Source organism: Pseudomonas sp. S3(2024), assembly GCF_036861315.1.
Taxonomy (GTDB): Bacteria; Pseudomonadota; Gammaproteobacteria; order Pseudomonadales; family Pseudomonadaceae; genus Aquipseudomonas; species Aquipseudomonas putida_A.
Map to the genome: position 1 here is coordinate 200,613 of NZ_JAZAQQ010000001.1, position 25,457 is coordinate 226,069.

The window sequence follows — 25,457 nt, forward strand, 5'->3', positions numbered from 1 at the left end:
TATCTGATGCTCTATCGCCGTTTCGAACAACTGATCGACATATTCCGCGACGCCCCCACGGCGTCCCCGCCGGATCGTGTCTGGCCCTTCTATACCTATTACCTCAAGCAGGTCTGGCCGAGTTTTGCCGCCCTGCTCGTCGTCGGCCTGTTTGCCGCGTTGATCGAAGTCGCGCTGTTCAGCTACCTGAGCCGCATCATCGACCTGGCCCAGGGCACGCCCAACCCGAATTTCTTCAGCGACCATGCCCTCGAACTGACGTGGATGGTGGTGGTCGCCCTGGTGCTGCGGCCGATCTTTTTCGGCCTGCACGATCTGCTGGTGCATCAGACCCTGAGCCCGGGGATGACCAGCATGATCCGCTGGCAGAACCACAGTTACGTGCTCAAGCAGAGCCTGAATTTCTTCCAGAACGACTTCGCCGGGCGCATCGCCCAACGCATCATGCAGACCGGCAACTCGCTGCGCGATTCGGCGGTGCAAGCGGTGGATGCGCTGTGGCACGTGGTGATCTACGCGATCAGTTCGCTGGTGCTGTTCGCCGAAGCCGACTGGCGCCTGATGATCCCGCTGCTGACGTGGATCGTCGCCTACATCGGTGCGCTGTATTACTTCGTGCCACGGGTGAAAGAGCGTTCGGTGGAAGCTTCCGACGCGCGCTCGAAACTGATGGGACGAATCGTCGACGGCTACACCAACATCGCCACCCTCAAGCTGTTCGCCCACACCAATTTCGAACAGCACTACGCCAAGGAAGCCATCGAAGAACAGACGGTCAAGGCGCAGATGGCCGGCCGTGTGGTGACCAGCATGGACGTGGCGATCACCACCATGAACGGTCTGCTGATCGTTGGCACCACCGCGCTGGCGCTGTGGCTGTGGACGCAGTCGCTGATCACTGTCGGCGCGATCGCCCTGGCCACCGGTCTGGTGATTCGTATCGTCAATATGTCCGGCTGGATCATGTGGGTAGTCACCGGCATCTTCGAAAACATCGGCATGGTCCAGGACGGTCTGCAGACCATCTCGCAACCGGTCAGCGTCACTGATCGCGAGCAGGCCAAACCGCTGGCCGTGGCTCGTGGCGAAGTGCGTTTCGAGCACGTGGATTTTCACTACGGCAAGAAGAAAGGCATCATCGGCGACCTCAATCTGAACATTAAACCCGGCGAGAAAATCGGTCTGATCGGACCGTCCGGCGCTGGCAAATCGACCTTGGTCAACCTGCTGCTGCGCCTGTATGACGTAGAGGGCGGACGCATTCTGATCGACGGGCAGAACATCGCCGAAGTCGGCCAGGAAAGCCTGCGCGCACGCATCGGCATGATCACGCAGGACACCTCCCTGCTGCACCGCTCGATCCGCGACAACTTGCTGTATGGCAAGCCTGACGCCACCGACGCCGAGCTCTGGGACGCGGTGCACAAGGCTCGCGCCGACGAGTTCATTCCGCTGCTGTCGGACGCTGAGGGCCGCACCGGTTTCGACGCGCACGTCGGCGAACGCGGGGTGAAACTGTCCGGCGGTCAGCGCCAGCGCATTGCGATTGCCCGGGTGCTGCTCAAAGACGCGCCGATCCTGATCATGGACGAAGCAACCTCGGCACTCGACTCGGAAGTCGAAGCGGCGATCCAGGAAAGCCTGGAAACCCTGATGCAAGGCAAAACCGTGATCGCCATTGCTCACCGTCTCTCGACCATCGCTCGCATGGATCGGCTGGTAGTGCTGGAAAACGGCAAGATCGCCGAGAGCGGTACCCACGCCGAACTGCTGGCGCATCGCGGATTGTATGCGCGGTTGTGGGCGCACCAGACCGGGGGATTTGTCGGGATCGATTGATCATTGAATCAATACAACTCCAATGTGGGAGGGGGCTTGCTCCCGAAAGCGGGGTGTCAGTACCGAACATTTGTCTGACACACCGCATTCGGGAGCAAGCCCCCTCCCACAATATATTGAGAACCGCCACAGCCCTCTAACCACGGGCTCTGGCGGTTTTTTGATGGCTGCTGGAAATCCATCCAAAGCGTGCTGTACTCAGCCAAGGTTCCAGCACGGAACCTGTCGTAAATCTGCAGGGAAGCACAACGCAATACAGTCTCGATAGCATGGGCTATCAAGGACTCTCTCATGTCTCTGTTCAAACGTTCAGTTACTGAGTTGTTGGGTACGTTCTGGCTGGTTCTGGGTGGTTGTGGCAGTGCGGTGCTCGCCGCGTCTTCGCCTCTGGGCATCGGGGTGCTGGGGGTGGCCCTGGCGTTTGGTCTGACGGTGCTGACCATGGCGTTCGCCATCGGCCACATCAGCGGATGTCATCTCAATCCCGCAGTGTCGGTGGGGTTGGTGGTCGGCGGGCGGTTTCCAGCAAAAGAGCTACCCGCCTACATCATCGCCCAGGTGCTCGGCGGGATACTCGCCGCCGCGCTGCTCTACTACATCGCCAGCGGCAAGGAAGGTTTCGACATCGCAGCAGGTCTGGCGTCCAATGGGTACGGCGAGCACTCGCCCGGCAAATACTCGATGGCGGCAGGCTTTGTCACCGAGCTGGTGATGACCGGGATGTTCGTGATCATCATCCTCGGCGCCACCGACAAACGCGCCCCGGCGGGCCTCGCACCGATTGCCATCGGCCTGGGGCTGACGCTGATTCACCTGATCTCGATTCCGGTCACCAACACCTCGGTCAACCCGGCGCGTAGCACCGGGCCGGCGCTGATGGTCGGCGGCTGGGCGATCGCGCAGTTGTGGATGTTCTGGGTCGCGCCGCTGATTGGCGCGATAGTGGGCGGGACGATTTATCGCTGGCTGGGCAAAGAGCAATCCTGAACCCACTGGAAATCCCCTGTGGGAGGGGGCTTGCTCCCGAAGGCGTCGTGTCAGTCATAGCTACCGTACTGACACACCGCATTCGGGAGCAAGCCCCCTCCCACAGTAATAAATCAACCATGCCCGGTAATCGATGTCTGCCCTGGTCAAAAACGAGATCAGGCCTGGCGGTATGGCAAGGCTGTTCTGGCTTCCTCGGCGTACGCGAGGACGCCAGCACGTTCCTGTTGCAGGAAGTCTTTGACTGCGGCTTTCAGACCGGGATGACGCAGGTAGTGCCACGAGTGGGTGATCACCGGTTCAAAGCCGCGAATCAGCTTGTGCTCGCCCTGAGCGCCGGCATCAAAGCGCTGATACCCCTGGGCAATCGCATAGTCCATGCCCTGATAGAAACACGTCTCGAAATGCAGCCGGTCAAACTCGGCCAGACATCCCCAATAGCGTCCATAGAAGCTGTCGCCCCCGACCAGACTGAAGGCCATCGCCACCGGCCGTGAACCCCGTCTGGCGAAGACCACCCGAATCGCCTCCGGCATCCGCGCAGCCAGCAGACTGAAAAACTCGCGCGTCAGGTACGGCGCCTGGCGGCGCACGGCGTAGGTGTTGGCATAGCAGGCGTAGACAAAATCCCATTGCGCCTCGTCCACCTCACGCCCTTCCAGCCATTCGAATTCGAAGCCCTGCCCCGCCACCTGCTCGCGCTCTTTACGCATTTGCTTGCGCTTGCGCGAACTGAGCGCGTCGAGAAAATCCTGGAAGTCCCGATAACCGCGATTCTGCCAGTGATACTGACAGCCGATACGTTGCAGCCAGCCCGGCTGCTCGGCCATGGCGGCATCGGTGAACGGGTCGGTGAAATTGATGTGCGCGCTGGAAAGCTCTTCGATTTCCAGATAACCCGGCAGGCTCTTGAGCAGTTCGAAACCGTCTTCGACCCGGGCGGCCAGCAAGCGTGGCCCGCTGACCGGACTGAACGGCACCGCCGTCAGCAGTTTGGGGTAGTAATCGATGCCGGCCCGGGCGCAGGCATCGGCCCAGCCGTGATCGAACACGTACTCGCCGTAGGAATGCCACTTGCGATAACTGGGCAGCGCCGCGATCAGCCGATCGCCTTCAACGTGCAGCAGATGCTCGGCTTGCCACCCCGTATGCGGGCCAACGCTGCCGCTGTCTTCAAGGGCCGAGAGAAAGGCGTGCCGCAAAAACGGCTGGTTCTCGGGCACCAGTGCATCCCAGGTCGCCGGGGCGATTTCTGACAGGCTCTGCAGGCGTTGCAACGGCATCAACTGACTCTCCACTTCCGGGCTTCAAAGCCCCGCGAGTATCGCTTATCGCTGCCCTTTGCACACGAGCAATCGGACGACAGCGCTCTAGATCAATAGTTCAGGACAACTTTGTATCGTCATCGACATGACATCACTTAGCCACTGCTCTGTCATAAACCATCGCGATACTCGCTCCTGTTTTTAGAGCGCCGGGGTCTACCCGGACACTGTTTTCCGACGTGCGCGTCGGTGTGCCCCGGATGGTTCTGCCATCCCTCTCATCTTCGGAGATTGCTATGCGTCTTGCTTCCACGAAAACTGCGGCGGCCCTGTGCGGTGGCCTGTTGCTGGCCATGAGCGTTCCGGCCAGTGCTGCAGTCGACGCCAAACTGCTCGACATGCTCAAGGCCAACGGTTCAATTTCCCAGGCGCAGTACGTCGAACTGCAAACTGAACTGGCCAAGGATCAGAAGGCTCAGCAAATCGCGCAGCAGGCGCAGCAAGAGACCAACGAGCAAATCGCGGCGACCGCGAAGAAAACCAATGAGCTGAGCTCCTTCGACCAGAAACTCGCCTGGGCCGCCAAGACCCAGTTCAAGGGTGACGTGCGTATTCGTCAGGAGACCGTCAAGATCGACGGCGAATCCAACAATGGTGGCCGTGACAAGGATCGCCAGCGTATCCGCGCACGTCTGGGGGCTTACACCGAGATCAACCCGCAAGTCGACACCGGCATCCGTATTGCCACCGGCGGCGGCGACGATGCCCGTTCGACCAACCAGGACATGGACAACTACTTCGACAAGAAGCAGATCTGGCTCGACCTGGGCTACATCGACTACCACCCGGATGCGATCAAGAACCTGCACGTGATCGGCGGCAAGATGCTGCAACCGTGGGTCAGCATGGGCGACGTGATCTGGGACAGCGACATCAACCCGGAAGGTCTGGCCGTTACCTACAAGTACCCACTGGGCAGCAGCGCCGAACTGTTCGGCAGCCTGGGTAACTACACCCTCAAGGACAACGTCGACGGCGAAGGCGTGCAATTTCGCCACGACCTGCGCCTGACCGCTGGCCAGTTGGGCAGCCGCTTCGCGATCACCGACAACCTGAAACTGACCCTGGGCGGCAGCGTCTACGCCTACCAAAACGATGAAGACAGCCGCTGCACCGGGACATCCACACCGTGCGCGCTGTCGGTCAACGGCAACTCGGCCAACAACGAGTTCCGCCTGTACGAAGGTTTCAGCCAGATCGACATCGGTGGCCTGCCAATGCCGCTGTCGTTCTACGGCCAGTACGTGAAGAACAACGATGCCGTGACCGACGCCGATACCGCGTGGCTGGTCGGCGCCAAGTCGAAAGTCTTCGGTCTGAACCTGGATTACAACTATCGTGACGTACAGCGTGACGCCGTGGTCGGCGCGTTCACCGACTCCGACTTCGCCAACGGCACCACCGGTTCCCGTGGGCACAAGTTCAAGGTCGGTTACGACATCGACAAGAACTTCGCCATCGGCGCCACGTACTTCCTGACCAAGGCCGACTTCTCCAGCCGTACCCAGCGTGACGCAGACACCAACACTCTGCAGCTGGATGCCGAAGCCAAGTTCTAAAACGCGTCACCCTGTAGCCTGACGTGGGCGGGACGATCCCCATCATCCGTTCGTTTCGTCCCGCGCCGGCTATTTCTGCAGGATGCAAAAACACTGTAGGAGCTGCCGGAGGCTGCGATCTTTTGATCTTGTTTTTGAGGATCAAAAGATCGCAGCCTTCGGCAGCTCCTACAGGTGGAATTCTATTTTTCCTTGCGGCGTTGCTCGGCCAGACGCTCAGCCAGCGCATCCACACCCTCTTGCGGCCTCTCCGGCATCGCCTTCAACGAGGCCTGCATCAAACGCATCTGACGAATGAAGCGCCGACAGTTCGGGCAGAACATCAGGTGATGGCGCACCAGCAGTTTCTCGCGAAAGCTCAACTGGCCATCGAGATAATCGCTGGAGCGTGCCACTTGTTCCTTGCAGGTCAGCATTCGCCGGTCTCCTCAAAATGCTCCACCGTGGCGAAGACTTTCAGCCGCGCCCGATGCAGCAGCACACGGACATTGGAGAGCGAGATCTCCAGAAGATTACAGATCTCTTCCAGCTCCAGGCCTTGGCGCTCGCGCAGCAGCAACACGCTGCTTTGCAGTTCCGACAGACTGAGCAAGGTGTGCTCAAGGCAATCACGCAATTCACTTTCGGTGAGCAAGGCTTCCGGGGTGTCCTGATGCCAGGCGAACGGCGCCACCAGCCAATGACCGTCACCGGGCGAAAAACGATCGTCGTCGATGGTGCCGTGGGGTGACGGCAGGTCATCCATCAACACTTCGCGGCGGTTTTGTTTGTAGCGGCTCTTGGCCGAGTTGGCGGTGATGGTCAGCAGCCAGGTCTTAAGACTGGAACGACCCTCGAAGCTACCGATATGGCGCACCACCGAAAGCCAGGCGTCCTGCACCACTTCCTCGACATGGCGCTGGCCGACAATCGCGTAAGCCACGGCGCGCATGGCGCTCTGGTAGGTGCTGACCAGCTCCTTGAAAGCCTTTTGCTCACCCGCGAGCAGACGTTCGAGCAGTTGGGTGTCGTCGGTTGCGGCCATGCACGCCTCGTTTGCAAATACCGATTAACGTTAACGCACTCGACCCTGTGGCGAGCGAGCTTGCTCGCGCTCGACTGCGCAGCAGTCGCAAAACCGGCGATTGCGGTTCTTCAGCAAGACCGCAATCGCCGGTGTCGGGAGCGCTACGCACTCGAGCGGGAGCAAGCTCCCTCGCCACAAGAGCGGGTGACTCAGCGCTTGCGCAGAATCACGCTGCCGATCGAGTAACCGGCGCCGAACGAGCTCAGCACGGCCAGCGAACCGGCGGCCAGATCGTCCTGATATTTGTGGAAGGCAATCACCGAGCCGGCAGAGCTGGTGTTGGCGTAGGTGTCGAGAATCACCGGCGCTTCTTCTTCGGTGGCTTCGCGGCCCAGCAGCTTGCGCACGATCAGGTGGTTCATGCTCAGGTTGGCCTGGTGCAGCCAGAAGCGCTTGACGTCGCCGACGTTGAGTTTGTTCTCCTCCAGGTGCTCACCGATCAGCTCGGCGACCATCGGGCAGACGTCCTTGAACACCTTGCGACCTTCCTGCACGAACAGCTTGTCGCGGGCACCGATGCCCTCTTCCGCGGCGCGGTTGAGGAAGCCGAAGTTGTTGCGGATGTTGTTGGAGAACTTGGTCAGCAGTTTGGTGCTGACCACGTCGAACTGGTACTTGGACGTCGCCAGGTCGGCGCGCTCTATGATCACCGCCGTTGCGGCGTCACCGAAGATGAAGTGGCTGTCGCGGTCACGGAAGTTCAGGTGACCGGTGCAGACTTCCGGGTTGACCATCAGGATCGCCCGGGCCTGTCCCAGTTGCACGCTGTTGGCCGCGGCCTGAATGCCGAAGGTCGCCGAGGAGCAGGCGACGTTCATGTCGAAACCGAAACCCTGAATGCCCAGTGCTTCCTGGACTTCGATGGCGATGGCCGGGTAGGCGCGTTGCAGATTGGAGCAGGCAACGATCACGCCGTCGATGTCGGCGGCGGTCTTGCCGGCACGTTGCAGCGCCTGTTCAGCGGCGCCGATGGCCATCTGGCACAGCACCGACCATTCGTCGTTGGAACGCTCCGGCAGGCGCGGGGCCATGCGCGCAGGATCAAGGATGCCGTCCTTGTCCATGACAAAGCGGCTCTTGATGCCCGAGGCTTTTTCGATGAACGCGGCACTGGATTCGGTCAGTGCCTGGACTTCACCGCTAGCGATGGCGTCGGCGTTGTCGGCGTTGAACTGCGCGACGTAGGTATTGAAAGACTGCACCAGCTCTTCGTTGGAGATGCTGTTGGCCGGGGTGTACAGGCCGGTGCCGCTGATGACGACGTTATGCATGGTCGTTTCTCTAATCTGTTCAGGCAGAAAGCGCTGGCACCGACGTACCAACACACAAAGGGTCTGTTCCCGTCCGCAGGACGCTGACCTGGCATCGCTTTATTCCGCCACGTGACCCGGCCGAAGGCTCTGGGTCACGAAACCGGCGTTTATGGTCGCGAAGTTTGCCATAAACCCAAGGTTTTGGCGCCTTTCTCAAGCACCACGCCTCTCCCTGGGTGGGGTCTTGTCTATGTGGCGAGGGGATTTATCCCCGATCGGCTGCGAAGCAGTCGCCAAACCATTACCCTCATCAAAACTGATGGACTGAGATGGTCGCTTTTGGGGCGGCTTCGCCACCCATCGGGGATAAATCCCCTCACCACAAATGCCCACAGGTGATCGAGCAGGGTTGGGGATCAGGCTTCGACCTGACTCCACTGCTTGCTCAGCCGTTTGTCCGAGATCGGCGCTTTCGTCCCCAACTGCTGGGCGAACAGCGACACCCGGTATTCCTCCAGCCACCAGCGGTACAGCTCCAGCTGTGGATCGCGTTTGCCTTCCTGCGCATGCTTGGCGGCGCGTGTCTGGTATTGCGCCCAGAGGCCGGCCAGTTCACCGCTCCAGACGCGATCCTTCTGCACCTGCGCACCGAGTTTCTCGAAACGCTGCTCGACCGCCTTCAGATAACGCGGCAACTCTTTGAGCCATTGCATCGGTGTTTCCCGGACGAAACCCGGATACACCAGATTGCTGATTTGCTGCTTGATGTCATTCAGCGCCACAGCCTGCGCCAGATCGATCTTGCCCTTGAAGCGTTTTTGCAGGCCGTGCCACAGCTTGAGAATCTCCAGCGTCAACCGCGCGACGCGCTCGGCGTGTTCGGTCCAACTGCCGCGTTTGCGTTCGGCCAATGCGGCGAGCCCGGCGCCGTCACGGGGCAACGGGTCTTCGCCTTCCAGAATGCAGTTGTCAAGGCTGGCCAGCAGAATGTCTTCGACCAGCGCATCGACTCGGCCCAGCTCGCGATAGAGCAGGCCCAACTCGGTGATACCCGGCAGTTTGCTGCGCAGGAACTTCGCCGGCTCCGCCAGTTGCTGCAGCAGCAGCCGCTGCAAGGCACGGCGATGCTGGAACTCGGCTTCGGCCGGGGTCGAGAACCGCCCTTCCTTGACCGTGCCGCCCTCTTCCACCAGCGCCGGATAGACCGTCATCGACAATCCGGCAATCTTCTGCTGGGTCTTTTCCGCCACCGGGGCGAAGACCTTGGCCTCCACCGGTTGCTGACTTTTCGCACTCTGCGGCACGGCCAAAGCCGCCTGGCTGGCTTCGGCAAAACGCGCGGTCAGCTCGGCCAGGTCGCGGCCCTCGCCGAGGAACTTGCCCTGGCCGTCGACGATTTCCAGGTTCATCCGCAGATGGCTTTCGACCTGCTGCGCGGCTTCCGCCCATGCTTCATCGCTGACGCGCGCACCGGTCATGCGCAGCAACTCGCGACCGAGCGCTTGCGGCAATGAGCCTTCAGCGAAGGTCATGCGCTGCAACGCCGCCTTGATGAAATCCGGCACCGGCACGAAGTTCTTGCGCAAGGCTTTCGGCAGATTGCGCACCAGCGCAATGCACTTGGCCTCGATCAGCCCCGGCACCAGCCATTCCAGACGTTCCGGTGGCAGCATCGGCAGCAGCGGCGCGGGCACGCGCAGGGTCACGCCGTCGCGCGGGTGATTGGGTTCGAAGTGGTAGCTGAGCGCCAGTTCCAGATCACCAATGTGCAGCGTGTCCGGGTAGTCGCGCGCGGTGACTTCACTGGCCTCGCGGGCCAGCACGTCTTCTTCGCGCATGATCAGCAATTGCGGGTCTTTCTGGCTGTTGACCCGATACCAGCTGTCGAACGTCGCGGTCTGGTGAATCTCCGCCGGCAAGCGCGCATCGTAGAACGCGTACAGGGTTTCTTCGTCAGCGAGAATGTCGCGGCGCCGAGCCTTGGCTTCCAGCTCGTCGAGCTGTTCGAGCAACTGCTTGTTGGCGGTCAGGCACTTGGCTTTCGACTGAATCTCGCCACGCACCAGACCTTCGCGGATAAACAGCTCGCGCGAGACCAGCGGATCCACCGGGCCGTAATGCACCGGGCGGCGACCGACCACGATCAGCCCGAACAGGGTGATCTGCTCGTAAGCCACGACCTGGCCGCGCTTCTTCTCCCAGTGCGGTTCGAAATGGTTTTTCTTGATCAGGTGCCCGGCCAGCGGCTCGATCCAGTCGGCATCGATCTTGGCGACCATCCGCGCGTAAAGCTTGGTGGTTTCCACCAGTTCGGCGGTCATCAGCCACTGCGGACGTTTCTTGCCGATGCCCGACGACGGATGAATCCAGAAGCGCCGCTGACGGGCACCGAGGTAATCGCCGTCCTCGGTTTTCTGGCCGATCTGGCTGAGCAGACCGACCAATACCGCTTTGTGCAGTTTCGGGTAATCCGCCGGCTCTTTATTGGGGCTCAACTGCATGTCGCGGCAGATCAGACTCAACTGGCGATGGGAATCACGCCACTCGCGCAGACGCAGGTAGTTGAGGAAATTCTTCCGGCACCAGTTGCGCAGCGGGCTGGCGGTCAGTGCCTGGCGCTGTTCTTCAAAGCCGCGCCACAGATTGACCAGCCCGGCGAAGTCCGAATCGCTGTCTTTCCATTGTGCGTGGGCCTGATCGGCTGCTTGTTGACGCTCCGGCGGACGCTCGCGCGGGTCCTGAATCGACATGGCGCTGGCGACGATCAGCACTTCCTGCAGGCTGCCGAGCTTGGCGGCTTCGAGCAGCATGCGGCCCATGCGCGGGTCTACCGGCAGGCGCGCCAACTGGCGGCCGAGCGGGGTCAGCTGACTGTTGCGATCCACCGCCGAAAGCTCTTGCAGCAGGTTGAAGCCGTCGCTGATCGCCTTGCCGTCCGGCGGCTCGATGAACGGGAACGCAGTGATTTCGCCGAGGCGCAGGTGCAGCATCTGCAAGATCACGGCGGCAAGGTTGGTACGCAGAATTTCCGGATCGGTGAATTCCGGGCGACCGAGGAAGTCTTCTTCGCTGTACAGGCGCACGCAGATCCCCGGCTCGACCCGGCCGCAACGACCCTTACGCTGATTGGCGCTGGCCTGGGAAATCGCTTCGATCGGCAGACGCTGGACCTTGGCGCGGTAGCTGTAGCGACTGATGCGCGCGGTGCCGCTGTCGATCACGTAGCGGATGCCCGGCACGGTCAGCGAGGTCTCGGCAACGTTGGTCGCCAGCACCACGCGCCGCCCCGGGTGCGACTGGAAAATCCGCTGCTGCTCGGCCGGCGACAGGCGCGCGTACAGCGGCAGAATTTCCGTGTGTTTGAGCTGGGCCTTGCGCAGCATGTCGGCGGCATCGCGGATCTCGCGCTCGCCGGGCAGGAACACCAGCACATCGCCGGGACTGCGGCGTTCGCTGCGCTCATAGGCGGCGATTTCGTCGAGGGTGGCGAGGATCGCCTGATCCACGGTCAGGTCGTCCTCGACGCGGTTGCCCTCTTCATCCTGCTCCAGGGTCAGCGGGCGATACCAGGTGTCCACCGGGAAGGTGCGACCGGACACCTCGACAATCGGCGCATCGTCGAAATGTTTGGAGAAGCGCTCCAGATCGATGGTCGCCGAAGTAATGATGACTTTCAGATCCGGGCGACGCGGCAGCAGGGTTTTCAGGTAACCGAGCAGGAAGTCGATGTTGAGACTGCGCTCGTGGGCTTCGTCGACGATGATCGTGTCGTAGCGTTCCAGATAACGATCATTCTGGGTTTCCGCCAGCAAAATACCGTCGGTCATCAGTTTGATCAGGGTGTTGGAATCGCTTTGATCCTCGAAGCGCACCTGATAGCCAACCAGTGAACCGAGCGGCGTGCCGAGTTCTTCGGCGACCCGGCTGGCGACACTGCGCGCAGCGATTCGGCGTGGCTGGGTATGGCCGATCAAGCCATGCTGGCCGCGACCGATTTCCAGGCAGATTTTCGGCAACTGGGTGGTTTTACCCGAGCCGGTTTCGCCAGCGATGATCAGCACTTGATGCTTCTCCAGCGCTGCCTTGATTTCGTCGCGCTTGGCGGCGATCGGCAGGCTGTCGTCGTAACGAATCACTGGCAGGCTGGCACGGCGCGCCAGCACCTGATCACAGGACGCCTGCATGCGCGCCACCCACTGGGCCAGTTTGGCCTCGTCGGGTTTCTTGCGCAGCTCGAGCAACTGCCGCCGCAGCCGGTGACGGTCGGCGAGCATGGCGTGATCGAGGTTTTTCAGCAGTTTGTCGATGGAGGGCGATTCGTCGGTCATCGGGTACGCAATTCGGTCGTCTGTTTATGCAGGGGGCGATTGTCGCAGATTTGCCTCCTACTGTGGCGAGGGAGCTTGCTCCCGCTCGGTTGCGCAGCAATCGTAATCCGGTTGTCGGGAGGTCACTGTCAGGACGCGGCGGATGGTTTCGGGGCCGCTTCGCAGCCCAGCGGGAGCAAGCTCCCTCGCCACAAATTCGTCATGCTCCGGGATTATTCGTTGTCGAGGCCTTTGCGGCGGTAGGGGAAGACGTCGATGACTTTGCCGGCGCGAATCGCCTCCTGCAAACCCTTCCAGTAATCGGCGTTGTACAACTCGCCATGCAGTTGATCGAACAGTTTGCGCTGCCCGGCATCGGCAAACAGAAACGGCGGAAACTCTTCCGGGAACACATCCAGCGGCCCGATCGAGTACCACGGTTCGGAAGCCATTTCGTCCTCGGGGGTGCGCGGCGCGGGGATGTGGCGGAAGTTGGCTTCGGTCAGGAAGCAGATCTCGTCGTAGTCGTAGAACACCACTCGGCCGTGACGAGTGACGCCGAAGTTCTTCAGCAACATGTCGCCGGGAAAGATGTTGGCCGCCGCCAGTTGTTTGATCGCCAGGCCGTAATCCTCCAGTGCCTCGCGCACCTGTGCTTCATTGGCGTTTTCCAGATAGAGGTTGAGCGGGGTCATGCGGCGCTCGGTCCAGCAGTGGCGGATCAGCACCGTGTCGCCTTCGACCGAGACCGTCGACGGCGCGACCTCGAGCAGTTCTTCCAGGCACGCCGGATCGAACTTGCTCAGCGGAAAACGGAAGTCGGCGAACTCCTGGGTATCGGCCATGCGCCCGACCCGGTCGACACTTTTCACCAGACGGTATTTTTCGATCACCGTCGCCCGGTCGACGTTTTTCGACGGCGAGAAACGGTCCTTGATGATCTTGAACACGGTGTTGAAGCCCGGCAGGGTAAACACGCTCATGACCATGCCGCGCACGCCGGGGGCCATGATGAACTGGTCGTCGGTGTTGGCCAGGTGATTGATCAGCGCCCGGTAGAACTCGGATTTGCCGTGCTTGTAGAAACCGATCGAGGTGTAAAGCTCGGCGATGTGCTTACCCGGCAGAATGCGCCGCAGGAAGCCGATGAACTCCGCCGGCACCGGCACATCCACCATGAAATACGAACGGGTGAAAGAGAAAATGATCGACACGTCGGCTTCGTCGGTGATCAGCGCGTCGATCTGAATCCCGCGGCCCTCGCGGTGCAGCAATGGAATCACCAGCGGCCACTGCTCGTCGCGGGTGTAGATACGCCCGACCAGATACGCGCCCTTGTTGCGGTACAACACCGAGGAAAACAGCTCGACGCTCAGCTCCGGATCCTTGCACACCCAGTCCGGCAGGTTCTCGCGCAGTTGCGACTCGAGGCGCTGCAGGTCGCCGGGCAAATCGGCGTAATCCTCGCTGAAGCGGTAGTCGGCAAAGATGCTCGCGAGCATCGATGACAACTGCCCCTGCGGCTTGTAGGTGCGGGTTTGCGCAGCCCGGGCGCGGCGCAGGCTCGGCCGGGTGGTGTGGATGAACATGCAGCCGTCGCTGATCAGGTCGTGACTGAACAGCCCGCAGAAAATCGAGTTGTACCAGGTCTCGGACAGTTCATCGTCGAAGCGCAGGTCGATGACACTGATGTAAGCACTTTTCACCAACGGCCAACTGCCGACATTCATCAGCGTCTCGTCGTCGAAATGCTCGCGCAGGCGGGCGATGGTTTCGCCGACCTTTTCTTCGTAGAGATTGATCCGCGCCGCCGACGCGGTCTGCGTCTCCTGCCAGCGCGCCTGCTCGAAGCGCTCGCGCGCACCGTCGGTGATCCGCCGGAAGTGCTCGCGGTAATCGTCAAAGCCATCGAGGATCATGCGGGCGATGTCGGTGGCTGGCCATTGCTGCGGCATAGAGGAGACCTCGGCGTGCAAGTGGAAATCTGTGCCTGAGCTTAGCCACGGATGCATGCGCAGGAGAAGTGCAATTTCTGCCAAAAGCGCGGCAGGGTTGTACAGCGACACAGTTTTTATCAAAGTTTTTTGAGTCGACCGTTCGGTCAATTAACCGCCCTCTCAGTCTCGCCTGCCGCCCCGCGCCAGCCCGCGAATTCCCTGGGATTCGGATCCAATCCCTGCCCCGCCGCTCTGGCTCGCGGTTTTACCGCTGCGTTCCCGCCTGTTGATGAAAGAGAAGAACTGCTCACAGATTGGTCTTACCAAAATAATGGCACTTTGATATACAGCCCGCCAGTACCCGCCTCACAACAAGATCCTCGGTCCACGAGGACGACCTATTCCTCATAGATCAAGGAGCACATTGATGTCTATCCGCAATCTGCGCATCGGTTTGCGCGCCAGTTTGAGTTTTGCCGTATTGGCCGCCCTGCTGGTAGTGGTCGGCCTGTTCGGCCTGGGCCAGATGAAAAATCTGCGTGAGAGCGCAACGGTGATCGAGGAATCGTGGATGCCCAGCATCGAGAGCATTCACGATGCGGCGGCGAACATCGCCAACATCCGCCTCGAATCCCTGCGCCTGATCACCAGCACCCAGCCGGCGGTACGCGACACAAGCAAAGGCATCATCAAGGTGCAGCGCGAAGAATTGTCCAAGCGCCTTAAGGATCACACCGCTCTGCTGGCCAGCGATGCGGAACGGGCGATGCTCGACGGTTTGAATAGCGACGTCGCCAAGTACATGAGCATCCTGGACCAGATCATCGCTCAGATCGACGCCGGGCAAAGTGAACAGGCCTATGCCCGTCTGAACAATGAACTGGCGCCACAGGGCCGGATCCTCGACAAAGCGCTGGAGCAGATGATCAGCTTCAACCAGCAAGGCGCCGACAGCGCCGCCGAAGCTGCTGCCGGGGTTTATCAGCAGGCGCTGTGGATTGTCGCTACCATCATCGTTGTCGCCCTGATCGCCACCCTGCTGTTGGCCTGGCTGCTGACCCGCAGCATCACCGCACCGATCAATCAGGCCCTGTCCGTCGCGCAAAAAATTGCCGCCGGCGACCTCAGCGGCCAGATTGCCGATCACGGTAGCGATGAGGCGGCGCAGTTGCTCAGCGCCCTCGCCGAGATGCAGAACAACCTGCGCTCGACCATCCGTGGCATCAGCGAATCGGCGCAGCAACTGGCCTCCGCCGCCGAAGAAATGAGCTCGGTGATGGAGCAAAGCACCCGTGGCCTGCAACAGCAGAACGATCAGATCGAACAGGCCGCCACCGCCGTCACCGAGATGAGCACGGCGGTGGATGAAGTTGCGGCCAACGCGGTGTCCAGCGCCGAGGCCTCCGAAGCCTCGAACGAGGACAGCAAACACGGGCATGTGCAGGTCAGCGAGACCATCAACTCGATTCAGGAACTGGTCAGCGCGGTGCTCGGTGCGTCGGAACAGGCCGAAGGCCTCGCCACTCAGGCTCAGGACATCAGCAAGGTGCTCGAGGTGATTCGCGGCATCGCCGGGCAAACCAACCTGCTGGCGCTCAACGCCGCCATCGAAGCGGCGCGCGCGGGTGAGGCCGGACGCGGTTTTGCGGTGGTCGCCGATGAAGTGCGTTCGCTGGCGCAACGCACGCAGAACTCCACCGAAGAAATCGAGCTGATGATCAGCAGCATCCAGCAAGGCACCGGCGCCACCGTCGGCGCCTTGCAAAGCAGTGCCGAGCAGGCCAGCCACACGTTGCGCCGGGCGAACAGTGCCGGTCAGGCACTGGAGAAAATCACCGCGTCGATCTCGCAGATCAACCAGCGCAACCTGGTGATCGCCAGCGCGGCCGAGCAGCAAGCGCTGGTCGCGCGCGAGGTTGATCAGAATCTGGTGACCATCCGCGATCTCTCGACCCAGACCGCCGCCGGCGCTACCCAGACCTCCGCTGCCAGTCAGGAACTGTCGCGCCTGGCGATCGACCTCAACGGCTTGGTGACGCGCTTCGTGCTCTGAATGAAAAATTAAATGCCCGATTGACGGTTGCCATCGACAGGGCGCTCGGCAACACTCTCGTCCCGATCAAGGAAGGAGTGCCATCGTGAGCGCTGTCGATATTTTCCGCATGCTGTCGCTGGCAGCCATCTGGGGCGCGAGCTTCCTGTTCATGCGTATTATTGCGCCGGTGATCGGCACCATTCCGACCGCGTTCTTTCGGGTGTCGATTGCTGCCGTCGGTCTGCTGGTGATTCTCGGGCTGATGCGCATCAGCTGGGATTTCAAGGGCAAACTGAAAACGGTGATGTTGCTGGGCGTTATCAACTCGGGGATTCCGGCGACGTTGTATTCGGTGGCGGCGCAAGTGTTGCCGGCCGGTTACTCGGCGATCTTCAACGCCACCACGCCGTTGATGGGCGTGTTGATTGGCGGGCTGTTTTTCAGCGAAAAACTCACTGTCGCGAAACTGACCGGGGTGTTTCTCGGCTTGTTCGGTGTCGGTGTGCTGACGCGCGCAGGTCCGGTCGCGTTCGATCTGCAATTGCTGATGGGCGCCCTCGCCTGCCTGCTCGCTACCACTTGCTACGGCTTCGCCGGGTTCCTCACGCGGCGCTGGCTGGATCACAGCGGCGGGCTCGACAGTCGTCTCTCGGCCGTGGGCAGCATGCTCGGCGCCTCGCTGTTTCTGTTGCCACTGTTCGGCTACAGCGTGATCACCGCCCCTCCGGCAAGCTGGGGTGGGTGGAATGTCTGGCTGTCGCTGCTGGGCCTGGGTCTGGGCTGCACGGCGTTCGCCTACATCATCTATTTCCGCCTGCTCAGCTCCATCGGCCCGGTCAAATCGATGACCGTGACCTTCATGATCCCGGCGTTCGGCGTGTTGTGGGGCGCATTGTTGCTGGATGAACCGTTGTCGATGGCGCACCTGTATGGCGGGGTGTTGATTGCGCTGGCGTTGTGGCTGGTGTTGAAGCCGGCGGTGGTGAAGCCTTCTGCCGTTACAGCCCGATGATTTTGCGGCGTTAACAAGTCAGTCTTCGCGAGCAAGCCCGCTCCCACAGGAGGAATGCATTCCAATTGTGGGAGCGGGCTTGCTCGCGAAGAGGCCGGCCCAGACACTGAAAATGCCCGGGTCGGCCTGAAGGTTTTCAAGCAGTTTTACGGAACACAAACGCCAGCCCGACGATGATCAACAGCATCCCCAGCACACTCAACGCCGCCAGACGATTGCCGAAAATCAGGTAATCCATCACCGCCGTCACCGCCGGCACCAGATAGAACAGACTGGTGACATTCACCAGATTGCCCCGGGCGATCAGGCGATAGAGCAACAGTGTCGCCAACACCGACACCACCAGTCCCATCCACAACACCGGCACGATGAAACCCGTGCTCTGTTCAAAGTGGAACGGCTGAAATGGCACAAATATCCCGCACAACAACAGCCCGGCCAGATACTGCACCGGCAATGTGCCGAGGGGATTGTCGGTGATGCGTTTCTGCATGATCGAGCCCACCGTCATGCTCGCCAGCGCCAACAGACCGAACAGCATCCCTGCCCAGGACATCCCCGCCAGTCCGATCCCCTGATAAACCACCATGATCAGCCCGGCCAGGCCCAGCGCCAGACCGAACATCCGGCTCGCCGAGCGCTGGCGCTCCATCAACACCACGGTGAGGATCGGCTGTACGCCCATGATGGTCGCCATCACCCCCGGCGTGACTCTGGTATTCAGGGCCAGCAGATAGAAAATCTGATACGCCCCCAACAACACCACGCCCGTTGCAATCGCAAACAGCATCGGCCGACCGCCCTTGGGCAGCTTCAACTTGAGCAGCGGCGTTAACAGCAACAGCCCGCACAGCGCGATCACAAAGCGCATCAGCAGAAAGGCAAAGGGTGACGCATGGGCCAGGCCCCATTTGGAGAAGATCGCCCCGCTGCTCCACAGTAGAACGAACAGGCTCGTGGACGTCGCCGCGAGCGCGGATTTTTTCGAAAGGACAAACATGAATACCACCTGTAGTCAGGCAAACAGCCAACTCAGCCGAGGCTGAAATTCAGTAGGTTTTTCTGGCGGGCGCAGGGGTCAGCAAAGAATGCCGATCAGCCCGAAACGCCAACGCCCGGCGGTGATACGACGGCGCACACCGGCGTGCTACTGACAGGTGGAGGGTAATGACTGATCTGCCCAGGCTGCTGATTCCCGCACGGCACGACGCCAGCGTTGACCGCTGAATCGACTACCGCGTTGATGAGGAATGCAGGCATTGGGGCTGATCTTTTTTGAAGGGTTTGGAGAGTGAATCAGATGATTCACGAGCGCCGACTATAACCAGCGTGGGACATGGATTGCAATGATTTGGACAAAGGGCCAGCAGGGACAGCTCGATGGCAGGCGCATAGGCTGATGAGCAACGGATAGGCCCATTGATGGGGAGACAGGGAATGCTCGGGATCACATGCCAAGGGAACGGACGAATTTGCGGTATCAGTTGTACAAATCGCAGGCCAGGAAACAGGCAAGCATCGCCAAAGCTCTATTGCAGCTACCAGCGCGACAAGACTTGTCGAAAGTACGCTTCGAACCCATCGACGCCATAGCACTGAGCGCGTTCGAGCTCTGGGAGAATCCACTTTTTTGCTGGCGAGAGGTTGCCGCATGGAAATCACGAGAACCCCTGTCCCTGGATATCGCGATCTGGTTCGAAGAACAGCTCTGCGGACTGTGCTTCGTCAATCCGAACAAAAGCCGCCAACGTATTCGAATCGTACGATTGGAAGGGCGACCCGGAGATTCTCACCCGCTGAAAAATCGTATCGGGACCTTGGCAATGATGGTCATCGATGAGTTCGCCCAAATAGTCGGCAGCAAGTTCATTGAAGTCCAGGAGCCAATGCAGGGAGCAATTCCTGTTTATACAAAGCTCGGCTTCAAATTTGATTTGGAAGGTCGTCTTGTCCTCGCAGTGGAGAGTAAAGTATCGTGAAAACAGTTCAAGTAATGATCAATGAGGGAGGGAGCATGCGCAAATCAGTCAAGAAATCCCCCGCTAAGAAAAGATCAATCAAAACAGAAGAAAAGATTGTGTCATCCGGGCTATCAGCCAATCAGCAGCGCTTTCTGCAGTTACTGATTACAGGCATTGAAGACGAACCCAACGTTCTCGCCGGGCGCCGCTGACTCACAGACAATAAAAAACCGCTCACAAGGAGCGGTTTTTTCATTTCAACATCCGGCCTCAACCAAACAGCCAATACCCCAGCAGAGTCAGCACCACCACCGCCAATACCGGACGCAGGATGCGGTAGGCCTTGGGATTGCGGCGTTTCCACTGTTTGACCACGCCGCTGAACCGGTCGCTGAAGTTCTTGCTCCAGGCGTAGGCCTGGTTGATGCCGCCGACACGTTCATCATCAAGGTTCTGCGGCGCGGTGGCGCGGCCCAGCCAAGCGCTGATGGCGCGGTTGATGCGGGTCATCAGGCGGTTGCTCAGCGGGCGTTCGACATCGCAGAACAGGATGACGCGGGTTTGTTCGGTTTCGTTCTTGACCCAGTGCACGTAGGTCTCGTCGAACATCACGTCTTCACCGTCGCGCCAGGCGTAGACCTGACCATCAACGAAGATCCGGCAATCGTCGGAGTTCGGTGTCGACAGGCCCAGGTGATAACGCAGCGAGCCGGCAAACGGGTCACGGTGCGGGTTCAGATGGCTGCCACCTGGCAACAGCGCGAACATCGCGCCTTTGACGTTAGGGATCGCACTGACCAGCGCCACGGTCTTCGGGCACAGGGTTTCGGCCGACGGCAGCGGTTTGTCGTACCACTTGAGGTAGAAACGTTTCCAGCCCTTCTTGAAGAACGAGCCGAAACCGGCGTCATTGTTCTTTTCGGCGGCGCGGATGTAGCCCTCGTCGAACAGGTGCATGGCTTCGTCGCGAATGGTTTCCCAGTTATCGCGCAACACATCCAGCTCCGGAAACTTGCTGCGATCCAGATACGGTTTGGAGGGAACGCCGGAGAACAGGTACATCAGCGCGTTGTACGGGGCGAACAGCGCCGAGTGGTTGACGAACTGACGCAGTACCGGCAGACGCGCCTTGCCGCGCAAATGCACATAGAGGATGCTGCCCACAAACAGCAGCAACACCAACACCTTGGCGGCTAACGAAAAGGTCATCAACGACTCCTTGAATAAAGACAACGCTGCGCAATGCCCATTACCCGGCATGGCAGCCGGCCATGATAAACACTACCGGCCTCGGGAAAAACCCGCTGAACCCAAGATTCAGTGTTAAGAATTGCGCAACAAAGCATTTATTAGCATAACGATCCTGAACCCTGGCTGATCTGAGTCAATTCGACTACTGCTGATTCTCCTGCTCGGTGAACAGATCGCTGAACAGCATGCTCGACAGATAGCGCTCACCGGAGTCCGGCAAAATCACCACGATGGTCTTGCCCTGCATTTCAGGCTTCTCGGCTAAACGCACGGCCACGGCCATGGCCGCGCCGCAAGAGATACCGCACAAAATCCCTTCTTCCTGCATCAGGCGCAGCGCCATGGCCTTGGACTCGTCGTCAGTGACCTGCTCCACCCGGTCGACCATCGACAGATCGAGGTTCTTCGGCACGAAACCCGCGCCAATCCCCTGAATCTTGTGTGGGCTCGGCTTGATCTCTTCACCCGCGAGCGCCTGGCTGATCACCGGCGAAGACACCGGCTCCACCGCCACCGACAGGATCGGTTTGCCCTGGGTATTCTTGATATACCGCGAAACGCCGGTGATGGTTCCACCGGTCCCGACGCCAGCCACCAGCACATCAACGGCGCCATCAGTGTCGTTCCAGATTTCCGGGCCGGTGGTTTTTTCGTGAATCGCGGGGTTGGCCGGATTATCGAACTGCGACGGCATGAAGTATTTGCCGGTATCACTGGCAACGATCTCGGCAGCCTTCTCGATTGCGCCTTTCATGCCTTTGGCCGGTTCGGTCAGGACCAGCTCTGCGCCGAGGGCCTTGAGCACCTTGCGCCGCTCGATGCTCATCGAAGCCGGCATGGTCAGCATCAATTTGTAACCACGGGCGGCGGCGACGAAGGCCAGACCGATGCCGGTATTGCCCGACGTCGGTTCGACGATGGTCATGCCCGGCTTGAGTTTGCCGCTGCTTTCGGCGTCCCAGATCATGTTCGCGCCGATCCGGCACTTGACCGAATAACCGGGGTTGCGCCCCTCGATCTTGGCCAGAATGGTCACGCCACGCGGCGCGATGCGGTTGATCTGCACCAGCGGCGTGTTGCCGATGGAATGGGCGTTGTCAGCGAAAATACGGCTCATGGCTGGGTCCTTATGCAGCGTTGAATTCAGCGTTCCAAGGTATGCCTGTTGCCGGGCGCAGTCCAGTCGGGTCGAACGTCTGCGCCGCGCCACAGTCAATCGCTTACATCGTTCGGGAATTGTTGCCATGAAGCGTCGTTATAGCTGGCCAATAGGGATTTTTGCCGTCGTGGTTGTGCTGCTGATCGCCCTGCACATCGCCCTGCCCTACGTGGTGCGCGATTACCTGAACGGCAAACTGGCCGACATGGGTGACTACCGCGGCCAAATCACCGACGTCGATCTGGCCCTGTGGCGCGGCGCCTACCGGATCAACGGCCTGAAGATCGTCAAGGTCGACGGCAAGGTGCCGGTGCCGTTCGTCAACGCGCCCGTGATCGATCTGGCGGTCAGCTGGCATTCGCTGTGGTACGACCATGCCGTGGTGGCGCAGGTGCAATTCTTCAATCCCGAGATCAACTTCGTCGATGGCGGCCCCAACAAGCAGAACTCGCAGACTGGTAAAGGCACCGACTGGCGGGCGCAACTGGGCAAGTTGCTGCCGATCACTCTCGACGAGGTGCAGATCCACGACGGCAAGATCACTTTCCGCAATTTCAACTCCAAACCGCCGGTCAACATGAACGCCAGCAACGTCGAGGCGAGCATCTACAACCTGACCAACGTGGTCGACAAACAGGGCAAGCGCGATGCCCGCTTCGAAGGCAAGGCCAGGCTGCTCGGCCACGCACCACTGGAAACCACGGCCACTTTCGATCCGCTGAGCAATTTCGAGGACTTCCAGTTCCGCCTGCGCGCCCGCGACATCGAACTCAAGCGCATGAACGACTTCGCCTCGGCCTACGGCAAGTTCGACTTCAACGCCGGCCACGGCGACGTGGTCATCGAAGCCCAGGCGAAAAAAGCCCAGGTCACTGGCTACATCAAACCGCTGCTGCGCGACGTCGAAGTGTTCAACTGGCAGCAGGACGTGGAGAACAAGGACAAGAGCATCTTCCGCTCAGTCTGGGAGGCCATCGTCGGCGGCACGGAAACCGTGCTGAAGAACCAGGCCAAAAACCAGTTCGCCACAAAGGTCGAACTCAGTGGCAACGTGCATCAGCAAAACATCAGTGCGTTTGAAGCGTTTTTGCAGATTTTGCGTAATGGCTTCATTCAGGCTTTCAATGCGCGGTATGAGCGGCCGAAGCCGGATGCGGGCTAGAGCGCTGCGCCAGCATTTCCAAATAGAGTGTATCAGCGCCGATCTGAATATCCGGCTCTGGCCATTCCACACTCCAGCCGTGATCGCCCAGGATTACAGAGGCGAATATCTCAGGATCCAGCAACGGCTGGAGCCCTGGAGCGTCTTGAAGATCTTGACTCAAATCGACCACCCATCGCTGATCATCGATAAAGGTCAGTTCCAGACAAAAATCAGACCAGACACGAACCGCCGACAGGCGGGGGCGTTTCATCCGTAACATCAGTGCAAGTCCTCCATCAGATGATTGGGCTGCTTCGCAGCCCAGCGGGAGCAAGCTCCCTCGCCACAGATTTTGTAAACATCCTGAAGGCTATCGTTAAATCAGCAAGGCCTGAATGCTGGCCATCAGCCGAAACCGAGTCAACATGTGACGCCCCATTCAGAGACTGAATAAGCCGTCTGCGTTCACAGTCGACCGGGCTGCGCGTTATAGTCGGGGCATCCGATTTTTTCGCCCCCGCCCTGCCTGTGCAGGTCGGCGTTACCGTTCGAGGATTAGCAGATGAAGTTCGAAGGCACCCAGGCCTACGTCGCCACCGATGACCTGAAGCTGGCGGTCAATGCCGCCATCACCCTGGAGCGGCCACTGCTGGTCAAGGGCGAACCGGGCACCGGCAAGACCATGCTCGCCGAGCAACTGGCCGAATCGTTCGGCGCCAAGCTGATCACCTGGCACATCAAGTCCACCACCAAGGCCCATCAGGGTCTGTACGAGTACGATGCGGTCAGCCGTCTGCGCGACTCGCAACTGGGCAACGAAAAAGTCCACGACGTGCGCAACTACCTGAAGAAGGGCAAGCTGTGGGAGGCGTTCGAGTCCGAAGAACGGGTGATTCTGCTGATCGACGAAATCGACAAGGCCGACATCGAGTTCCCCAACGACTTGCTGCAAGAACTCGACAAGATGGAGTTCTACGTTTACGAGATCGACGAGACCATCAAGGCCAAGAAGCGCCCGATCATCATCATTACCTCGAACAACGAGAAAGAGCTGCCGGACGCCTTCCTGCGCCGCTGCTTCTTCCACTACATCGCCTTCCCCGACCGCAGCACCCTGCAGAAAATCGTCGACGTGCACTACCCGGACATCAAGAAGGATCTGGTCAGCGAAGCGCTGGACGTGTTCTTCGACGTGCGCAAGGTGCCGGGCCTGAAGAAGAAGCCGTCGACCTCGGAACTGGTCGACTGGCTGAAGCTGCTGATGGCCGACAACATCGGCGAAGCAGTGCTGCGCGAGCGCGATCCGACCAAGGCCATTCCGCCATTGGCCGGTGCGCTGGTGAAGAACGAGCAGGACGTGCAGTTGCTTGAGCGCCTGGCGTTCATGAGCCGTCGCGGTTCTCGCTAAGAGGCTGATGCCATGTTGCTCAACCTGTTCAATGAAATGCGTGCAGCCAAGGTGCCAGTGTCGGTGCGCGAGCTGCTCGACCTGATCAACGCGCTGAAGCAGCGCGTGACCTTCGCCGACATGGACGAGTTCTACTACTTGTCGCGGGCGATTCTGGTCAAGGACGAACGGCATTTCGACAAGTTCGACCGTGCATTCGGCGCCTACTTCAATGGTCTGGAAAAGCTCGACGATCACTTGCAGGCACTGATTCCCGAAGACTGGCTGCGCAAGGAATTCGAGCGTTCGCTGACCGACGAGGAACGCGCGCAGATCCAGTCCCTCGGCGGTCTGGACAAGCTGATTGAAGAGTTCAAGAAACGTCTGGAAGAACAGAAGGAACGCCATGCCGGCGGCAACAAATGGATCGGCACCGGCGGCACCAGCCCGTTCGGTTCCGGCGGCTTCAACCCGGAAGGCATCCGCGTCGGCGATGCCGGCAAGCGTCAGGGCAAAGCGGTCAAGGTCTGGGATCAGCGCGAGTACAAGAACCTCGACGATTCGGTGGAACTGGGCACGCGCAACATCAAGGTCGCCCTGCGTCGTCTGCGTAAATTCGCCCGTCAGGGTGCGGCAGAAGAGCTGGACATCGACGGCACCATCGACCACACCGCCAAGGACGCTGGCCTGCTGAATATCCAGATGCGCCCGGAGCGGCGCAACACGGTGAAGCTGTTGCTGCTGTTCGACATCGGCGGCTCGATGGACGCGCACGTGAAGATCTGCGAGGAGCTGTTCTCGGCCTGCAAGACCGAGTTCAAGCATCTGGAGTACTTCTACTTCCACAACTTCATTTATGAGTCGGTGTGGAAGAACAACCTGCGCCGCACGTCCGAGCGTTTCTCGACGCAGGATTTGCTGCACAAGTATGGCGCCGACTACAAAGTGATCTTCATCGGTGACGCCGCCATGGCACCCTACGAAATCACCCAGGCCGGCGGCAGCGTCGAGCACTGGAACGAAGAGCCGGGCTACCTGTGGATGCAGCGCTTCATGGAGAAGTACAAGAAGCTTATCTGGATCAATCCGTATCCGAAGGACACCTGGGGCTACACCTCGTCGACCAATATCGTGCGCGATTTGATCGAGGATCAGATGTATCCGCTGACGTTGCGTGGGCTTGAGGAAGGGATGCGATTTCTGTCGAAATAATCTTCGTTAGCCGTGATGGCCCC

Annotated in this window: 20 protein-coding genes; 10 read left to right on the forward strand and 10 right to left on the reverse strand. The window is 60.1% G+C overall.

The genetic code is table 11. The features are described from left to right. Positions 1 to 6 precede the first annotated feature (6 nt). Positions 7 to 1,839, forward strand: a complete 1,833-nt coding sequence (locus VLA07_RS00935) for an ABC transporter ATP-binding protein (protein WP_027614547.1) — start codon at positions 7 to 9, stop codon at positions 1,837 to 1,839. Between the two features lie 291 nt (positions 1,840 to 2,130). Next, complete coding sequence (gene aqpZ, locus VLA07_RS00940; protein WP_027614546.1) at positions 2,131 to 2,826, forward strand: aquaporin Z; 696 nt, start codon at positions 2,131 to 2,133, stop codon at positions 2,824 to 2,826. A gap of 158 nt (positions 2,827 to 2,984) precedes the next feature. On the opposite strand, the gene VLA07_RS00945 is transcribed toward aqpZ, so the two are convergent. Continuing rightward, entirely contained in the window at positions 2,985 to 4,109 is a 1,125-nt protein-coding gene (locus VLA07_RS00945; protein ID WP_333988260.1) for a GNAT family N-acetyltransferase, read from the reverse strand. 278 nt (positions 4,110 to 4,387) lie between these two features. Between VLA07_RS00945 and VLA07_RS00950 the strand changes: the two genes are divergently transcribed. Continuing rightward, positions 4,388 to 5,710, forward strand: coding sequence for a putative porin (locus tag VLA07_RS00950; protein ID WP_123586864.1), 1,323 nt, complete (start codon positions 4,388 to 4,390; stop codon positions 5,708 to 5,710). Between the two features lie 182 nt (positions 5,711 to 5,892). On the opposite strand, the gene VLA07_RS00955 is transcribed toward VLA07_RS00950, so the two are convergent. The 5 genes from VLA07_RS00955 to aceK form a co-directional block, all read right to left on the reverse strand. Beyond that, the gene (locus tag VLA07_RS00955) at positions 5,893 to 6,126 is read right to left on the reverse strand and encodes an anti-sigma factor family protein (RefSeq protein ID WP_330206436.1); all 234 of its coding nucleotides are present in this window, start codon (positions 6,124 to 6,126) and stop codon (positions 5,893 to 5,895) included. Next, positions 6,120 to 6,734: an RNA polymerase sigma factor gene (locus tag VLA07_RS00960; RefSeq protein ID WP_003222662.1), complete on the reverse strand. Its 615-nt coding sequence runs from the start codon at positions 6,732 to 6,734 to the stop codon at positions 6,120 to 6,122. Before VLA07_RS00960 ends, VLA07_RS00955 begins: the two co-directional genes overlap by 7 nt. 191 nt (positions 6,735 to 6,925) lie before the next feature. Continuing rightward, positions 6,926 to 8,047: a beta-ketoacyl-ACP synthase III gene (locus VLA07_RS00965; protein WP_027614543.1), complete on the reverse strand. Its 1,122-nt coding sequence runs from the start codon at positions 8,045 to 8,047 to the stop codon at positions 6,926 to 6,928. A gap of 398 nt (positions 8,048 to 8,445) precedes the next feature. After that, a complete protein-coding gene (hrpA, locus tag VLA07_RS00970) occupies positions 8,446 to 12,357 on the reverse strand; it encodes an ATP-dependent RNA helicase HrpA (protein WP_333988261.1) in 3,912 nt (1,303 codons plus the stop codon). 212 nt (positions 12,358 to 12,569) lie between these two features. Then, the gene (aceK, locus tag VLA07_RS00975) at positions 12,570 to 14,291 is read right to left on the reverse strand and encodes a bifunctional isocitrate dehydrogenase kinase/phosphatase (RefSeq protein ID WP_095138571.1); all 1,722 of its coding nucleotides are present in this window, start codon (positions 14,289 to 14,291) and stop codon (positions 12,570 to 12,572) included. Between the two features lie 409 nt (positions 14,292 to 14,700). Between aceK and VLA07_RS00980 the strand changes: the two genes are divergently transcribed. Together VLA07_RS00980 and VLA07_RS00985 are read left to right on the forward strand one after the other, a co-directional pair. After that, the gene (locus VLA07_RS00980; protein WP_333988263.1) at positions 14,701 to 16,326 is read left to right on the forward strand and encodes a methyl-accepting chemotaxis protein; all 1,626 of its coding nucleotides are present in this window, start codon (positions 14,701 to 14,703) and stop codon (positions 16,324 to 16,326) included. 85 nt (positions 16,327 to 16,411) lie between these two features. Beyond that, positions 16,412 to 17,320, forward strand: a complete 909-nt coding sequence (locus VLA07_RS00985; RefSeq protein WP_047598166.1) for a DMT family transporter — start codon at positions 16,412 to 16,414, stop codon at positions 17,318 to 17,320. 136 nt (positions 17,321 to 17,456) lie between these two features. Here VLA07_RS00985 and VLA07_RS00990 read toward each other — a convergent pair whose 3' ends face one another. Further along, positions 17,457 to 18,320: a DMT family transporter gene (locus VLA07_RS00990; RefSeq protein ID WP_333988264.1), complete on the reverse strand. Its 864-nt coding sequence runs from the start codon at positions 18,318 to 18,320 to the stop codon at positions 17,457 to 17,459. A gap of 451 nt (positions 18,321 to 18,771) precedes the next feature. On the opposite strand from VLA07_RS00990, the gene VLA07_RS00995 reads away from it, so the two are divergent. Together VLA07_RS00995 and VLA07_RS01000 are read left to right on the forward strand one after the other, a co-directional pair. Next, positions 18,772 to 19,299, forward strand: a complete 528-nt coding sequence (locus tag VLA07_RS00995) for an N-acetyltransferase (RefSeq protein WP_027614537.1) — start codon at positions 18,772 to 18,774, stop codon at positions 19,297 to 19,299. 35 nt (positions 19,300 to 19,334) lie between these two features. After that, positions 19,335 to 19,493 (forward strand): hypothetical protein, encoded by a 159-nt coding sequence (locus VLA07_RS01000; protein WP_167734099.1) that lies wholly within the window; start codon positions 19,335 to 19,337, stop codon positions 19,491 to 19,493. A 58-nt stretch (positions 19,494 to 19,551) separates the two neighbouring features. On the opposite strand, the gene VLA07_RS01005 is transcribed toward VLA07_RS01000, so the two are convergent. After that, positions 19,552 to 20,490 (reverse strand): aspartyl/asparaginyl beta-hydroxylase domain-containing protein, encoded by a 939-nt coding sequence (locus VLA07_RS01005; RefSeq protein WP_027614536.1) that lies wholly within the window; start codon positions 20,488 to 20,490, stop codon positions 19,552 to 19,554. Between the two features lie 184 nt (positions 20,491 to 20,674). Beyond that, the gene (gene cysK / locus VLA07_RS01010; RefSeq protein ID WP_041070300.1) at positions 20,675 to 21,649 is read right to left on the reverse strand and encodes a cysteine synthase A; all 975 of its coding nucleotides are present in this window, start codon (positions 21,647 to 21,649) and stop codon (positions 20,675 to 20,677) included. A gap of 127 nt (positions 21,650 to 21,776) precedes the next feature. Between cysK and VLA07_RS01015 the strand changes: the two genes are divergently transcribed. Further along, a complete protein-coding gene (locus VLA07_RS01015) occupies positions 21,777 to 22,853 on the forward strand; it encodes a DUF748 domain-containing protein (protein ID WP_333988265.1) in 1,077 nt (358 codons plus the stop codon). Here the strand turns inward: VLA07_RS01015 and VLA07_RS01020 are convergent. Continuing rightward, positions 22,813 to 23,106, reverse strand: coding sequence for a DUF2442 domain-containing protein (locus VLA07_RS01020; RefSeq protein WP_247267776.1), 294 nt, complete (start codon positions 23,104 to 23,106; stop codon positions 22,813 to 22,815). The two genes, VLA07_RS01015 and VLA07_RS01020, sit on opposite strands and share 41 nt — an antisense overlap. A gap of 291 nt (positions 23,107 to 23,397) precedes the next feature. Between VLA07_RS01020 and VLA07_RS01025 the strand changes: the two genes are divergently transcribed. After that, entirely contained in the window at positions 23,398 to 24,243 is an 846-nt protein-coding gene (locus VLA07_RS01025; protein ID WP_003222636.1) for an AAA family ATPase, read from the forward strand. 12 nt (positions 24,244 to 24,255) lie between these two features. Continuing rightward, a complete protein-coding gene (locus VLA07_RS01030; RefSeq protein ID WP_007969609.1) occupies positions 24,256 to 25,434 on the forward strand; it encodes a vWA domain-containing protein in 1,179 nt (392 codons plus the stop codon). Positions 25,435 to 25,457: the final 23 nt, after the last annotated feature.

Coding starts and splice junctions, on each gene's coding strand:
- VLA07_RS00990 (WP_333988264.1), bottom strand. CDS start 18,320: ATGTTTGTCCTTTCGAAAAAATCCGCGCTCGCGGCGACGTCCACGAGC.
- VLA07_RS00955 (WP_330206436.1), bottom strand. CDS start 6,126: ATGCTGACCTGCAAGGAACAAGTGGCACGCTCCAGCGATTATCTCGAT.
- VLA07_RS00960 (WP_003222662.1), bottom strand. CDS start 6,734: ATGGCCGCAACCGACGACACCCAACTGCTCGAACGTCTGCTCGCGGGT.
- VLA07_RS01020 (WP_247267776.1), bottom strand. CDS start 23,106: ATGAAACGCCCCCGCCTGTCGGCGGTTCGTGTCTGGTCTGATTTTTGT.
- VLA07_RS00965 (WP_027614543.1), bottom strand. CDS start 8,047: ATGCATAACGTCGTCATCAGCGGCACCGGCCTGTACACCCCGGCCAAC.
- VLA07_RS00950 (WP_123586864.1), top strand. CDS start 4,388: ATGCGTCTTGCTTCCACGAAAACTGCGGCGGCCCTGTGCGGTGGCCTG.
- VLA07_RS01005 (WP_027614536.1), bottom strand. CDS start 20,490: ATGACCTTTTCGTTAGCCGCCAAGGTGTTGGTGTTGCTGCTGTTTGTG.
- VLA07_RS01015 (WP_333988265.1), top strand. CDS start 21,777: ATGAAGCGTCGTTATAGCTGGCCAATAGGGATTTTTGCCGTCGTGGTT.
- aqpZ (WP_027614546.1), top strand. CDS start 2,131: ATGTCTCTGTTCAAACGTTCAGTTACTGAGTTGTTGGGTACGTTCTGG.
- VLA07_RS00945 (WP_333988260.1), bottom strand. CDS start 4,109: ATGCCGTTGCAACGCCTGCAGAGCCTGTCAGAAATCGCCCCGGCGACC.
- cysK (WP_041070300.1), bottom strand. CDS start 21,649: ATGAGCCGTATTTTCGCTGACAACGCCCATTCCATCGGCAACACGCCG.
- hrpA (WP_333988261.1), bottom strand. CDS start 12,357: ATGACCGACGAATCGCCCTCCATCGACAAACTGCTGAAAAACCTCGAT.
- VLA07_RS00935 (WP_027614547.1), top strand. CDS start 7: ATGCTCTATCGCCGTTTCGAACAACTGATCGACATATTCCGCGACGCC.
- VLA07_RS01000 (WP_167734099.1), top strand. CDS start 19,335: ATGCGCAAATCAGTCAAGAAATCCCCCGCTAAGAAAAGATCAATCAAA.
- VLA07_RS01025 (WP_003222636.1), top strand. CDS start 23,398: ATGAAGTTCGAAGGCACCCAGGCCTACGTCGCCACCGATGACCTGAAG.
- aceK (WP_095138571.1), bottom strand. CDS start 14,291: ATGCCGCAGCAATGGCCAGCCACCGACATCGCCCGCATGATCCTCGAT.
- VLA07_RS00980 (WP_333988263.1), top strand. CDS start 14,701: ATGTCTATCCGCAATCTGCGCATCGGTTTGCGCGCCAGTTTGAGTTTT.
- VLA07_RS00995 (WP_027614537.1), top strand. CDS start 18,772: ATGCCAAGGGAACGGACGAATTTGCGGTATCAGTTGTACAAATCGCAG.
- VLA07_RS01030 (WP_007969609.1), top strand. CDS start 24,256: ATGTTGCTCAACCTGTTCAATGAAATGCGTGCAGCCAAGGTGCCAGTG.